The sequence below is a fragment of the Burkholderia sp. AU44665 genome, from assembly GCF_030504405.1.
Taxonomy (GTDB): Bacteria; Pseudomonadota; Gammaproteobacteria; order Burkholderiales; family Burkholderiaceae; genus Burkholderia; species Burkholderia semiarida.
In genome coordinates this window covers 241830-255767 of sequence record NZ_JAUJRI010000007.1, presented here as the reverse complement: position 1 = coordinate 255767, position 13938 = coordinate 241830, and the positions used below count along the sequence as shown (strand labels likewise).

Sequence of the window (13938 nt, the reverse complement as noted above, 5' to 3'; positions counted from 1 at the left end):
TTTCTGCTAACAGCGACCAGATACTGCTAACGGGCAAACCGGCGGCAACGCCGTAGGTAAACCCTGATAGCGACGTTCTCCTCGTTTCCGTACGCGATGCGTTCGCGTAACAGAAGACGGATGTCCGCGCGAAGGTTCTGCGATTGCGCCTTCAAAAGCTTGCAATGTCAGAAGTGGTTCACGAGGCTGCGGCTCACTTCCTCCGCTTGGCCTTCGCCGGACTGCATTAGTGGAACCACCGGACGAGATTCGTGCACCATCCGACCAAACCAGCAGTACCAGTGAACTTCGACGCACGCCCAACAATCCGTCGTTCTTCGCTACCGAATCGTCGGGCGCTGATCGCTCACCGTGGCTGTGACGATCCGGGCTTCAAAGCCCCAATTCGCTCAGTCCCGGATGATCGTCCGGCCGACGGCCCAAGGGCCAGTGATACTTGCGCTCGGATTCCTTGATCGGCATATCGTTGATGCACGCATAGCGGCGTTGCATCAGGCCATCCTCGCCGAACTCCCAGTTCTCGTTGCCATAGGAGCGGAACCAGTTGCCCGAGTCGTCGTGCCATTCATAGGCGTAGCGCACGGCAATGCGATTGCCGCCGAATGCCCACAGTTCCTTGATCAGACGATACTCGTGCTCCTTCTTCCACTTGCGCTCGAGGAACGCCTGCGCTTCCGCTCGGTTGTTCGCGAACTCTGCGCGATTGCGCCATTTCGTGTCGAGCGAATAGGCGAGCGCGACCTTGGCGGCATCGCGCGAATTCCAGCCGTCTTCCGCGAGACGGACTTTCCGATGGCCGTCTCCAGCGTGAACGGCGGAAGCGGCGGGCGAATAGCGGCGGGTGAAGTCATTTCGGATCTCCTTGTGGGGGACAGCGCGTTGTTGGTGCTCGACGTGGAACGGGGCCCCGTCATCGTGCAGCCCGAGAGGGCTAGGCCGCCCGAAGCGAGCGCGGCACCGGTGCTCAGCAAGAATTTTCGTCTTTGCATCATCGGTTCAGAACGGCTTGGTCGGCAGATACTTGCCGTTGAGCGTGATGACGGCACGCTCGCCACCTTCCGGGTCCGGAACCTTCTGGATATCGAGTTTGAAGTTGATCGCGCTGATGATGCCGTCGCCGAATTTCTCGTGAACCAGCGCCTTCAACGTCGAGCCGTACACCTGCACCATTTCATAGAAGCGGTAGACGGTCGGATCGGTCGGCACGCCACCCGGAATGCTGCCGCGCACGGGAATGGTTTGCAGCAGGCGAACAGCGTCGTCGTCGAGCCCGAGGCGTTCGGCGACGAGCTTCGCCGCATTCTCCGGCAGCGCATGCTGACCGAGCAGCGCGGCTGTCGTGTATGCGAGGCTCAGGCCCGTGCCTTCGTTGATGGCTTCGAACGTGAGGTTCTTGCGCACCTTCGCGTCGACGATCGTTTCCGTCAAAGCTTCGCGTGCGTTCGGTGTGACTTGCGATTGGGTCATGATGTTGCTCCTTGAGTAAATCAACCTGGTGAGATCGGCAGTCGGTGTGACGAGCCGGGAATCAGAGCGCAGCCGCACACTCGGCGGGCGTCGCGGTGACATCGGGATGCGCGGCGAGCGGCACGAACTGGCGAGTCGCGGCGTCGAGCGCGTCGATCGAGCCGGATTCGATGTCGTAGACCCATCCGTGCAAATTGAGGCGGCCTTGCGCGAGTCCCAGTGCAACGGAGGGATGGGTCTTGAGGTTGTCGAGCTGTGCGATGACGTTCTCGCGCACCATCGAATCGACGCGCTCGCGCTCGCTCGCATGTTCACGCGCCTCGTTGACGAGCTTCGCCGAGTCGGCGTAGCGCAGCCAGTTCGCGACGGCGGGCATATGGTCGAGGCACTTGCACGTCGCGACGGCCGTCATCGCGCCGCAGTCCGAGTGGCCGCATATCACCACATCCGTCACGCCGAGCGCGGCCACTGCATATTCGACGGTCGCCGAAACGCCGCCCGGCTCGGGACCGAACGAAGGCACGATGTTGCCGGCATTGCGGATCACGAACAGATCGCCCGGTTCGCGCTGAGTAACCAGTTCGGGAACCATGCGGCTATCGGAACAGGAAATGAATAGGGTGCGCGGCGTCTGGCTGGTGGCCAGCTTGCGGAACAACTCCCTGCGCGCGGGCATGATGTCCCGTTGAAACTTCAGAAAACCGTCGATGATCTCTTGCATGGTCAGCTCCATTCAGTCTGGCGTTCGCCGCCGCGTCGGTCAGTGCGATGCGTTGAACAGAGAATGGGCCCGTTCCGTCATAGTGTCCAAGACGGGTTTATGATGCTAACCATAGGAAAGACCAATTGTTGTCGGGCACGAAGAAATTCGCCGTGCTGCTGCGTGGTATCCGTTACTTCCCGGCCGTCCCGGAACACGGCAAATTCACGTGCGCCGCCGAGGCACTGCACGTTTCGCAGTCCACGCTGTCGCAGCAGATACGTGGACTGGAAGACACGCTGCGCACTCAGCGGGCTAGACCGTTCGGGGCGGAACGTGCAACGCATGGATGCCGGCGCGGCGGGGATGCGCCATGCGAAATCCGTGCTATGGGATCTGGATGCGGGCGGGCGATACATGACGTCGGCGAACTGAAGGCTCGGCAGACGAGTGATGACGAATCGATGATTTTTCCTGCCGACACCGCGAGTCACTGTCCGGCCGGGCAATGGGTGCCCGCGATGCTGGAAGGCGTATGGAGGCAAGCCACAAGCGCTCACGAACAGTAAGATCCGCTTCGTTTGCGCCGTAGCCGGGGTGTACACGTTGAGCAAGCATATCGGCAGTCGAGATCTCCTCCTGGTCATTCGGCTGTTGGTCTTCGTGAAGAGCAAGCGCTGCCCCAATACCAACGGGAGACTGCGGCGGCTCAACATCGGAGGACCGGTTCATGGTGAACAAGGGCCATTGGCGCGAACGATGCGAAGCGCCGCTCAGGGTCCTTTGGAGCCGGCACCGGACCACCGCCGCATGTGGCAACATTGCGGCCATCGCTACATCACACCACCGTGATGACTGATCGATCCATCGGAGGGAACTCATGTTCGACCACGTCAAGTTCGGCGTCAGCGACTACGCCGCCAGCAAGGCGTTTTTCCTGAAGGCACTTGAACCGCTGGGCGCCGAAATTGTCGGGGAAGGTGAGCCGTCGTACGGGATCGAGATCGGACTGCCCAGCAAGTCTTCACTGTGTTTGTTCCCGACCGACGAGAAGCCGGCGCCTCTTCACATCGCGTTCGCGGCCGACACGCGGCAGCAAGTCGATGCGTTCCATCGCGCGGCGCTGGAGGCGGGCGGCAAAGACAATGGCGCGCCGGGGCTGCGGCCGCGTTATCACGCGAACTACTACGCCGCATTCGTCATCGGTCCGGATGGACACAATATCGAGGTGGTGTGTCATCGGGCGGAGGGGTGATGCGCTGGATCGGTAAAACGCTCGCGGCGATCGCGAGCATGGCGCTCGTCGGCATCGCCTGCGTTCAAGCAGCGCCCCGCGAAACGGCATTCCCGCGCTTCACACAGACGGAAGGCAAGCTCGACGGCGACGGGCTTCCGCTTTCCGGCGTGAAGCTCTGCGTGCTGCCCGACCGTGCGCCGTGCTTCGAGATGCCGCCGGCGCCGCTTCCCCATTCTTCGAAGGAGTGGTACCAGTTCGGCCTGAATCCACGGTCCGAGCGGCTGCCGATTGCGTCGGGCGGCTCGTGGGTATTCTTCTCGGGGATGTTCTCGGGCGGCGGCAGCGGGATGCTGGAACGCGTGGCCGTGCTGCGTGTCGGCGCGAACGGCAAGATCGAGAACCTGATGCCGATCGTCACCGAAACGGAAATGGCCGACCGCGCGATGTGGAGCTTGCCGGAGGTGTCGCCGTATCCGCTGTTCGTCCGAGCCGATTACGTGTGGGGCAAGGACGAGGACCATTTCGGTCAGCACTTCTTCGACGTCGACGCGTGGATGTTCGATCCCGCCGCCAATCAATACGTGAAGCGCTTTTCCTACCGCACGAGCAAACGCTACGACAGGGGCGAGGGCGCGGACCACGTGTTGACCGCCGAGCGTCCGGAGATCCTGCGGCGCCTTGCCGCCGGCAAGTAACGCCGCTATCGACGCATTTCTCCGTACGTTTCCTTGCACACCTCGCGTAGCGCGTCGACGAGCAGATCGCGCGGGGGCGACTGCGAATCGGCGGAGCGCGTGAACAGCGCAATCGGCGGCAGCGTCCACACCAGCGAATAAGGCACGATCGCCACGCCGGCGATCCTCACCAGTTCCTCCGCGATATCGGCCGGCACGATCGACACGGCCTCGTCGCTCGACGCGATCATTTCGCCGATCAGCTTCGACGAGTAACTTTCGACGATCGGCACGGGCGGCGCGATGCCGGCCGACAGGAACAGGTCGGTCACCTGTTCGCGCATCGGCGTATGCGGCGCGCCGAGAATCCAGTCGAGCGCGTGCAGCTTGTGCCAGTCCAGCGGCGTACGGGCGAGCTTGGCGGCCAGCCGCCGGCTCGCGATCATGCGCGGCTGCTGCTGGTACAGCACTTCGAACGAGACCTGCCCGAGATCGATCGCCGACGACGCGCGCCCGATCACGATGTCGACACTGTGATCCCGGAGTTGCAGCAGCAGCTGATCGCTGGTGCCTTCGTGAATCGTCACGGTCAGCCGCCGCTCCATGCGCGCTTGCAGCCGCTTCAGCGCGGCCGACAGCATCTGGCCGGAGATGAACGGAATCACGCCGATGTGCAGATGAGCCGCATGCCCGGCGGCGACGGCCTCCATCTCGCGAGCGAGGTGGTCGAGATCCTTGATCATCGCCTTCGCCCGCTCGAGCACGACCGCGCCGAGCGCGGTGGGCCGCATGCCGCGCGACGAGCGCTCGAACAGCGGCGTGCCGAACATGCTTTCCAGCTCGGACAGCGCGTTCGTCACGGCCGGCTGGCTGCTCGCCATGTGCTCGGCGACGCGCGTCAGCGATCCGTGCTGCTGGATCTGCAGCAACAGCACCAGATGCCGAATCTTCAGACGCGCGCCGAGCCGCCTGACCACGTCGTTTGCGTCAAAATTCATTGACTGGTCATGTATTCATCAGAAAAAAGTGATGGGCCGATATTAAAACAGAATCATCGCGTTATGGCGGATCCCTAGAATCACCCTCATGGATCGCGCCGGGACTGGCCTGGCGCCCACGCCGGGACCAAAACATGAAACAGACAGAGACACAGCAGCAGGCCGCCTTCGACTATCACGAATTTCCGACCCCCGGGAAAATCTCGGTCGTCGCGAGCAAGCCGCTGGTGACCCAGCGCGATCTGGCGCTGGCCTATACGCCCGGCGTGGCGAGCGTGTGCGAGTCGATCGCCGCCGATCCGCTGAAGGCGCACCGCTTCACGAGCCGCGGCAACCTGGTGGGCGTGATCACGAACGGCACCGCCGTGCTGGGCCTCGGCAACATCGGCCCGCTCGCGTCGAAGCCGGTGATGGAGGGCAAGGCCGTGCTGTTCAAGAAGTTCGCCGGGATCGACGTGTTCGACATCGAGATCAACGAGACCGACCCGGACAAGCTGGTCGACATCATCGCCGGCCTCGAACCGACGTTCGGCGGCATCAACCTCGAAGACATCAAGGCGCCGGAATGCTTCACCGTCGAGCAGAAGCTGCGCGAGCGCATGAAGATTCCCGTCTTCCACGACGATCAGCACGGCACGGCCATTACCGTGTCCGCCGCGTTCATCAACGGGCTGAAGGTCGTCGGGAAATCCATCAAGGAAGTGAAGGTCGTGACGTCGGGCGCCGGTGCTGCCGCGCTGGCGTGCCTGGACCTGCTGGTCGACCTCGGGCTGCCGGTGGAAAACGTGTGGGTGACCGACATCGAAGGCGTCGTCTATCGCGGCCGCACCACGCTGATGGACCCGGCCAAGTCGCGCTTCGCGCAGGAAACCGACGCGCGCAAGCTCGCCGACGTGATCGACGGCGCGGATGTGTTCCTGGGGCTGTCGGTCGGCGGCATTCTCACCGCGGAGATGCTCAAGCAGATGGCGGCGCGTCCGCTGATTCTGGCGCTGGCCAACCCGACGCCGGAAATCTTCCCGGAACTGGCGCACGAGACGCGCGACGACGTCGTGATCGCGACGGGCCGCTCGGACTACCCGAACCAGGTCAACAACGTGCTGTGCTTCCCGTACATTTTCCGGGGCGCGCTGGACGTGGGTGCGACGACGATCACGCGCGAGATGGAAATCGCCGCGGTGCACGCGATCGCGGGGCTGGCCGAGGAAGAGCAGAACGAAGTCGTCGCGGCGGCCTACGGTGCATACGACGTGTCGTTCGGCGCGCAATACCTGATTCCGAAGCCGTTCGACCCGCGCCTGATCGTGCGGATCGCGCCGGCCGTGGCGAAGGCGGCGATGGAAGGCGGCGTGGCGACCCGTCCGCTCGCGAATCTCGATGCGTACGTCGAGCAGTTGCAGCAATTCGTCTATCACTCGGGCGCATTCATGAAGCCGCTGTTCGCGACCGCGCGCCAGCTCGTGCGCGACGGCGGCAAGGCGCGGATCGTGTTCACCGAAGGCGAGGACGAGCGTGTGCTGCGTGCGGTGCAGGTGATCGTCGACGAGAAGCTGGCGCGGCCGATTCTGGTCGGGCGTCCGGAGGTGCTGCTCGCGCGCATCGAGCGGTTCGGGCTGCGTTTGCGGCTCGGTCAGGACGTCGAAGTGACCAATCCGGAATACGACGAACGTTTCCCGCAGTACTGGACGAAGTATTGGGAAATGCGCTGCCGCGACGGTATCTCGAAGGAAATGGCGCGCGTGGAAATGCGCCGCCGCCTGACGCTCATCGGCGCGATGATGGTGCAACTCGGCGACGCGGACGGGATGATCTGCGGGACGGTGGGCGAGTATCACAATCACCTGCGGTTCGTGGACGAAGTGATCGGCAAGAAGCCGGGTGCGTCGACCTACGCGGCGATGAACATCCTGTTGCTCGATCAGCGGACGGTGGCGCTGGTGGATACGCACGTGAACGACAACCCGGATGCGGAGCAGATCGCCGAATTCACGATCGCGGCGGCGCGGCAGATGGAATGGTTGAACCTGACGCCGAAGGTCGCGCTGCTGTCGCGGTCGAATTTCGGGTCGGGGAGTGCGGCTTCGGGCGTGAAGATGCGCCGGGCGCTGGAGATCATGCGGGAGCAGGCGCCGGATATCGAGGCCGATGGCGAGATGCATGGCGACTGCGCACTCGATGAAGGGCTGCGGGCGAAGCTGCTGCCGATGTCGCCGTTGAAGGGGGCGGCGAATTTGCTGGTCTGTCCGAATGTGGATGCCGGCAACATCGCGTACAACCTCCTCAAGACCGAGGCGGGGAGCAATGTGGCGGTGGGGCCGTTCCTGTTGGGCGTCAATGCTCCTGTGAACATCCTTACGTCCAGCGCCACCGTGCGGCGGATCGTGAATATGGCTGCGTTGACCGTGATCGAGGCGAATCGGGGTGTGGGTGGGTGATTGAATGGCTTCGTGGGGCGGCTGAGGCCGCCCTTTGTTTGTCAGATTCGGCCATGAGCGGCCGTCGTGACGGTGCCAAGCAATGTCTGCCCTAAGCTGGCACCCAAGCCAAGAATCTTGGAGCAACTCGTGACAAGTCCTCCTATTCAATCACCCCATTGAGAATTGTCCCAATCTTCGCGATTTTCTCGTAATCGAATTGATTTAACAGTTGTTTTCATTGCTATTGCGGAATTGCTTGGGTATCGATTATTTTGGCGCCGATTCGTTCAGAGGTGCTATCTACCCATGTCAGTTGTCAAAAAAGTTCCGTACTACCAGATGGAATCGCGCCTTTTATATTCCGGAAAGCATTGGAAATGCTATTCAGGCATCGTCGGGTGCGTTCCCATCGACACGCAGCAAAAGATCTCGTTCGCTAGGCTTGCGCCAAATGAGCAGCCACCGCCGCCTCCGCCCAAGATAGCCGATCGAGCCGCAGCGCAGAAGCCGCGAGCCCCGGCTCCAGCACCGGTTAAGTCACCCGCCAAGCCACAGCCGAGCGACAAGCCTCAAGACGCAGAGCAAGCCGACAAACTGCCCGAGTTCGATCTGCAGGATATCCCCAACGCGATGGACAGGGCGGGGTGGCCAATTTCGGCTAAGTTGGCGCGAAAGTGGTTGGCGAGTCCCAAGCATATCTACAACAACAAGCTCAACTCACCGCAGCCGATCGACGACACGACAGTCACTCTGGAGTGGGCGTTGAGATTTAGTGGTGCATCCTGGCGATTCAAGCAACTCGTCCGGCAAGCGATTTACACGGAGAAAGCTGCTGAAGCAGTCAAGAATGCGCTGGTGCCCGTGATCGAGAGGGTTTTTTCTGCCGGAAAGATGAACGCAGCGGGTATCGTGATCGACACTGCTCCGTTTCTGACGGATCTGCTTCAGTTTCATATCGCCTGGAGATTTCAGTTCCAGTCGGTATCATCCTTTGCCACCCTCGACGGAACGGCTTTGACCGATCTAACCGGCGCTCTGGGAAACTTCAATTTCTACGCTGCTGTTGGGAGGGCGACCGTTACCGGTGAGCGCTACTACAAGTACGAGGGTAAGAACACAATATTCTGTCTCGAACCGGTTGCACAGATGACCCACATCTATGTCTACATCAAGGACAGCTACTCGTTCAACGACGACTCGCCTTCCAAGAGCCAGTACCTCGGTCACTGGAACAAGAGCGGGATGGTTTTGTCCTATGCCGCGGCCATCAACGATCTCTTTAAGAGCAGTAACTTTAACGTTGGGAGCTCGACCATTGAGGAGTGGCGCTATCTCCCTGAGGGAGAAGAGATCGATAAGCCGATCGACAAACGAACCAGTCGCTTTCGGAAATTTCGAGTGAAAGATGTCTACTGGCCGGTGCATAACAAGACGTACCGGGACTGGAGGTCGGTGCATAATCGTGGTGGCGACTTCATGGTCTACAGCAAGCCAAAGCTCATCAAGCTGGACAAGCCGATCATTTTGAAAATTGACACCGTATGCAGATCCATTCCGGCCGAGCAATGAAAGGGGCCATGACCATCCTCAAAGTAGTCTTGTCCGTGAGCGCCATATACCTCGTTGTCGATATCGCGTGGCTGTTCTTGCCACTCAACGTGAGGAACGGAATCGTACTTGTCTCGGCGATGAATACGAAGCCGGCGATCTTCGCCATCACGTCGATCATCTTCGGTTTCTACCTGTACCGGCGCGTCAGAAATTTCAACCGTTTCAGCCGAGCGAAGCGCGCAGGCCTCGCGATCGTCACGCTCGTTTTTTTTGCGTTCGTCTACCTGGTAGGATTTCGCGGGATCATGGCTGACCGTACCGATTGTCAGCGCTTCAACTACAACGTCAAGATGAATGGCGGTGTCAAGCACGTTGACGGCACAACCTACATCATCAACATCTGCGGGAGTGGTGCTCCGGGCAATGGTTTTTTCGTGGATCAGAATGAGCAGGTCAAACTCGTCGTCAGCGATGCACACGGCTCGACGCTCGCCACTCGACTATTTTTCGTTTTTTGGGACGGCCGGCCGGGGGAAGAATCGACCATCATCCGTAAGAACAAGTTGATTTATTTCGACGCATCGGATGAGTACGACAGTGAAAGGTCGATCTCGCTGCCCCCGACCACGCTCGATTGGATCGCGGCGAGAATTCCGATTTGGCTTCGCTGAGAGCGCTCTCGATGCCGTGGTGGTCGTCGCGTTGAAGCGGCGCCGCCCACGATTCACGATTCTTGCTGAACCGCCCAAGCCAAGAAAGCCGTAGCGATCATCATGACCACCCGGGCGAAACAACCACCCGAATCAAACACTCGTTCGGCAAACCGCCCCGGAACCCCGCATCATCCGCGCACCGCCAACACGCACCCCACCGCGATGTAATGACCAAACCGCAAGACCTAGTGCATAGATATCGTTTGCCGAGCCCTTAATGACTATCGACAATCGTGGCTCGAATTCACCGCCGCGGCGCCAGAAGCGCCTTGGCGGCCGGCACTCGACGGCTATCCCGGCCGTCCGCGCCCACCCGCTCACGACGACATGTACGCGTTCACCCCCTCATTCCAAAACCCTGCCGGCTCGCCGATCCGCGAGTTGTTCAAGTACCTGTCCGAACCGGGCATGATTTCCTTCGCGGGCGGTTATCCGGCCAGCGACCTGTTCGACGTCGCCGGCCTGAACGCGGCCGCCGAACGCGCGTATGCCCAGCCCGTCCGCTGCCTGCAATACGGCCCGACCGACGGCCTCGCCGAACTGAAGCAGCAACTGATCGCGCTGATGGCGCGGCGCGGCGTCGCATGCACGCCAGCCGAACTGCTCGTCACGACCGGTTCGCAGCAAGGCCTCGACCTGCTGCTGCGCGTGATGGTGTCGCCCGGCGACGTCGTGCTGACCGAACAACCGGCGTACCCGGCCACGCTTCAAGCCATGCGTTTGCAACAGGCGCGCATCGTGACGATTCCCGTCGACGGCGAAGGCCTCGACGTCGATCGTCTCGGCGAACAACTCGCGTCCGGCGCGATCGCGCAGCCGAAGCTGCTCTACACGGTCCCTACCTTCGCGAACCCGACGGGCGCGACGCTCACGCGCGAACGCCGGCTGAAGCTGCTGCGTCTCGCGGTGCAATACCGTTTCCTGATCGTCGAGGACGACCCGTACGGCGACCTGCGCTTCGCGGGCGAACCGGTGCCGTCGATGCTCGCGCTTACCGGCGAGGTGGACGGCGCACGCGACTGGCTCGTGCATTTCGCGAGCCTGTCGAAGATCGTCGCGCCGGGTCTGCGCGTGGGCTGGACGATCGCGCCGGCCGAGATCGCGCGGCGCTGCGTGATCGCGAAGCAGACGGTCGATCTGTGCAGCGCACCGTGGACGCAGGCCACCGCCGCCGAATATTTGGCGGACGGCGCGCTCGAACGCCATCTGCCACGCATCACGGCCGCGTACCGGATCAAATGCGACGCGATGTGCGACGCGCTGCGCGACGGGTTCGGCGATGCGATCGAGTTCCATCGTCCCGAAGGCGGGATGTTCGTGTGGGCGCGAATCGGTGCGGTGTCGTCGGACGTGCTGCTGCAACAGGCGATCGCGCACAAGATCGTGTTCGTCCCCGGCAAGGCGTTCTTCGCGGACAACGTCGACGCGGCGTCGCTGCGCCTGTCGTTCGCCGCGCCGGACGTCGACGCGATCCGGGAAGGCGTCGCGCGCCTCGTGCGTGCGTATGGTGCGGCGCGGGCCGCGTAAGGAGACATCGGCATGACCATCACCGTCAACGAAACGGCATCGACGGGCGCAGCGGCGAGCGGCGGCGACAACCGGCCGGCGAAGCATCGCTCGTCGCAGATCAGCGCCGGGCCGCAGTATGTGGCCGACGTGCTCGGCCGCTTCGGCGCGGAGCCGGCGACCGATGCCGGCGATGCGGCGCCGGTGGTGCTCGGCTACAACTGACTGGCACAGGCGCGGCGGCGCACTGGATGCGAGCCGTCGGCGAAACGAACGGTTAAGCTTGCGCGATCGAAACACCGACGATCGCCGCCGCCCCATGTCCGACTCGACCTCCGAATCGCTCGCGCAAACGTACGACCGCATCTGGTCCTGCCTCGAATCCGGCGTCAGCGTTCAGCGCTCGCCGTTCACGATGTTGCAGGCGGCGACGCTCGGTCTCGATGGCGCACCGAAGGTCCGGACGATCGTGTTGCGTCAGGTGAACCGCGTCGAGCGCGTGCTGTCGTTTCATACCGATGCGCGCTCGGCGAAGGTCGCGGAGTTGCGTCGCGATCCGCGTATCTCGATCGTCGCGAACGATCTCGACGCGCTCGTGCAGATTCGCGCGGAAGGAATTGCATCGGTCTGCGATGACGAAACGCAACGGCGCGCGCTCTGGGCATCGAGCCGCCCGCATACGCTGCTGCTGTATCGCGCGCCGTTGCCGCCCGGCACGCCGGTCGCGTCTCCGGAAGCCGCACATGTCGACAGCACCGCACCAACCGGCGACGGCTACGAAAACTTCTGCCTGATCCACATGACGGTCACACGCATCGACTGGCTCGAACTCGCGCGCGCCGGCCATCGCCGAGCGGTATTCGACCTGAACGAAAACCGCTACGAAGCCCGCTGGATCGCGCCCTGAAGCGGGCCGAACGCGCTCGAGCCGCTCAAGGCTGCCCGTCCGACGCGGCCTGAATCATCCACTCGCGCATCACCGCGATCGCACCGTCGTCGCGGCGCTCGGCCGGATACACGAGATAGAACCCCATCGACAGCGGAAACGCGAAGTCGAACGGCTTGCACAGCCGTCCGGCGGCGATGTCGCGCTCGACGAGCGGCTCGGTCGCGAGTGCGATGCCCTGGCCGGCGACGGCCGCATCGATCGCGAGCGACGTCTGGTTGAAGCGCAGCCCCTTGTGCGGATCGACGTCGACCGGTTCGGGCATCGCCGCGAGGAACTCGGGCCACAGGTCATGCGCGTCGTGCAGCAGCACCTGGCCGGCAAGCGCGCGCGGCGAAGCCGGCGCGGTCAGCAGCGAAGGGCTGCACACCGCGCACACGTCGAGCGGGAACAGCGCATGCGTGACGAGATGCTTGCCGAACGGCGGCTTGCCGTAGCGAATCGCGAGATCGACGCCGTCGTGGCGGAACGTCGCGATCTGCGGGTCGGCGATCACGCGCACGTCGTAGTCGGGATGCGCGTCGGTGAACTGCGCGAGCCGCGGGATCAGCCACTTCGACGCGAACGACGGCGTCGTGCTGATCGTCAGCGCCGCGCGCCGTTTCACGAGCTTGTCGGTGGCGCCGGCGATCGCATGCAGCGCACGCTGCACGTCGGAAAAATAAGCGGCGCCGTCGTGCGTGAGCGCAAGGCCGCGCGGCAAGCGCTCGAACAGCTTCAGGCCGAGCACGTCCTCGAGGTGGCGCACCTGCTGCGCGACGGCGCCCTGCGTGACGCCGATCTCGTCGGCGGCGGCGCGGAAATTGAGGTGTCGCGCCGAGACTTCGAACGCGCGAAGCGCATTCAGCGGCGGCAGGCGGGAAGGGCGTGGCGGCATCGTCAGACTGTAGAAAAACTATCGGCTGGCGGCAGAAATACTGGTTCGACAGCCGGAATCGATGCGCCTACATTACCACCATGGCGCGCCGAATGGCGGCTGCGCGGCGGCGGAATCGGAGCAAGGAGCACATCGTGACTGTAGAAAAAGTGGCGTTGATCACGGCGGCGGGCAAGGGCATGGGCGCGGCGATCGCGCGCGAACTGGCGGCGACGGGCTATCGCGTCGCGCTGATGTCGCCGTCGGGCAGCGCGGTGGCGCTCGGCGAGGAACTGGGCGGGTTCGGCATCAAGGGATCGGTGACGGACGAAGCCGATATCGACACGCTCGTGCAGGAAACGGTCGCCCGCTACGGGCGGATCGACGCGGTCGTGAACAATACCGGCCATCCGCCGAAGGGCGAACTGCTGGCGATCACCGACGACAACTGGCATGCGGGGCTCGACCTGATCCTGCTGAACGTGGTGCGCGTGATGCGCCGCGTGACGCCGATCTTCCAGAAGCAGGGCGGCGGCGCGGTGGTGAACATCTCGAGCTTCGCGGCGGATGCGCCCGAGCAGCCGATGCCGGTGTCGTCGGCGCTGCGCGCGGCGCTCAGCGCATGGACGCGCCTGTACGCGGAACGCTATGCGGCCGAGAACATCCGGATGAACGCGGTGCTGCCGGGCTTCATCGACAGCTGGCCGGAAACGCCGGAGATCGTCGCGCGCATTCCGGCCGGCCGCTTCGGCAAGACCGGTGAGATCGCGAAGACGGTCGCGTTCCTGCTGTCGGACGGCGCGGGCTACATCACCGGGCAGAACATTCGCGTCGACGGCGCAATCGTCAAGGCGCTCTGAGCGCCGCAGCGGC

Annotated in this window: 13 protein-coding genes and 2 pseudogenes; 10 read left to right on the top strand and 5 right to left on the bottom strand. The window is 63.0% G+C overall.

Annotated features, from left to right (window positions below):
- Nucleotides 1-372: 372 nt before the first annotated feature.
- The 3 genes and pseudogenes from QZM15_RS17540 to QZM15_RS17530 all read right to left on the bottom strand — a co-directional run bounded on the left by QZM15_RS17540 (nt 373) and on the right by QZM15_RS17530 (nt 2188).
- A pseudogene (locus QZM15_RS17540) lies at nt 373-851 on the bottom strand (DUF1348 family protein).
- Nucleotides 852-996: 145 nt separating this feature from the next.
- A complete protein-coding gene (gene cynS, locus QZM15_RS17535) occupies nt 997-1467 on the bottom strand; it encodes a cyanase (protein WP_124657387.1) in 471 nt (156 codons plus the stop codon).
- Between the two features lie 61 nt (nt 1468-1528).
- Nucleotides 1529-2188, bottom strand: a complete 660-nt coding sequence (locus QZM15_RS17530) for a carbonic anhydrase (protein ID WP_302106898.1) — start codon at nt 2186-2188, stop codon at nt 1529-1531.
- 152 nt (nt 2189-2340) lie between these two features.
- Here QZM15_RS17530 and QZM15_RS17525 point away from each other — a divergent pair.
- The 3 genes and pseudogenes from QZM15_RS17525 to QZM15_RS17515 form a co-directional block, all read left to right on the top strand.
- Nucleotides 2341-2601, top strand: a pseudogene (locus QZM15_RS17525) (LysR family transcriptional regulator); the annotation flags it as partial.
- Between the two features lie 446 nt (nt 2602-3047).
- On the top strand, nt 3048-3422 hold the full coding sequence (locus QZM15_RS17520) for a VOC family protein (RefSeq protein WP_089465371.1): 375 nt from the start codon (nt 3048-3050) through the stop codon (nt 3420-3422).
- A complete protein-coding gene (locus tag QZM15_RS17515; protein WP_089465372.1) occupies nt 3422-4099 on the top strand; it encodes a hypothetical protein in 678 nt (225 codons plus the stop codon). The genes QZM15_RS17520 and QZM15_RS17515 overlap by 1 nt, the downstream gene beginning before the upstream one ends.
- A gap of 5 nt (nt 4100-4104) precedes the next feature.
- On the opposite strand, the gene QZM15_RS17510 is transcribed toward QZM15_RS17515, so the two are convergent.
- Nucleotides 4105-5076 (bottom strand): LysR substrate-binding domain-containing protein, encoded by a 972-nt coding sequence (locus QZM15_RS17510; protein ID WP_089465373.1) that lies wholly within the window; start codon nt 5074-5076, stop codon nt 4105-4107.
- Between the two features lie 134 nt (nt 5077-5210).
- Here QZM15_RS17510 and QZM15_RS17505 point away from each other — a divergent pair, with 134 nt between their 5' ends.
- From QZM15_RS17505 to QZM15_RS17480, 6 genes are all read left to right on the top strand, one after another.
- A complete protein-coding gene (locus QZM15_RS17505; protein WP_302106897.1) occupies nt 5211-7511 on the top strand; it encodes an NADP-dependent malic enzyme in 2301 nt (766 codons plus the stop codon).
- A gap of 288 nt (nt 7512-7799) precedes the next feature.
- On the top strand, nt 7800-9062 hold the full coding sequence (locus QZM15_RS17500; protein ID WP_302106896.1) for a DUF6402 family protein: 1263 nt from the start codon (nt 7800-7802) through the stop codon (nt 9060-9062).
- 8 nt (nt 9063-9070) lie between these two features.
- Nucleotides 9071-9715 (top strand): hypothetical protein, encoded by a 645-nt coding sequence (locus tag QZM15_RS17495; protein ID WP_302106895.1) that lies wholly within the window; start codon nt 9071-9073, stop codon nt 9713-9715.
- 369 nt (nt 9716-10084) lie between these two features.
- Nucleotides 10085-11284: a PLP-dependent aminotransferase family protein gene (locus tag QZM15_RS17490; RefSeq protein ID WP_302106894.1), complete on the top strand. Its 1200-nt coding sequence runs from the start codon at nt 10085-10087 to the stop codon at nt 11282-11284.
- Nucleotides 11285-11296: 12 nt separating this feature from the next.
- On the top strand, nt 11297-11488 hold the full coding sequence (locus QZM15_RS17485) for a hypothetical protein (protein WP_226221617.1): 192 nt from the start codon (nt 11297-11299) through the stop codon (nt 11486-11488).
- A gap of 94 nt (nt 11489-11582) precedes the next feature.
- Complete coding sequence (locus QZM15_RS17480) at nt 11583-12170, top strand: pyridoxamine 5'-phosphate oxidase family protein (RefSeq protein ID WP_099317068.1); 588 nt, start codon at nt 11583-11585, stop codon at nt 12168-12170.
- Between the two features lie 25 nt (nt 12171-12195).
- On the opposite strand, the gene gcvA is transcribed toward QZM15_RS17480, so the two are convergent.
- Entirely contained in the window at nt 12196-13086 is an 891-nt protein-coding gene (gene gcvA, locus QZM15_RS17475) for a transcriptional regulator GcvA (RefSeq protein WP_302106893.1), read from the bottom strand.
- A 134-nt stretch (nt 13087-13220) separates the two neighbouring features.
- On the opposite strand from gcvA, the gene QZM15_RS17470 reads away from it, so the two are divergent.
- The gene (locus QZM15_RS17470; protein WP_059580315.1) at nt 13221-13925 is read left to right on the top strand and encodes an SDR family oxidoreductase; all 705 of its coding nucleotides are present in this window, start codon (nt 13221-13223) and stop codon (nt 13923-13925) included.
- The last annotated feature ends 13 nt before the right edge of the window (nt 13926-13938 follow it).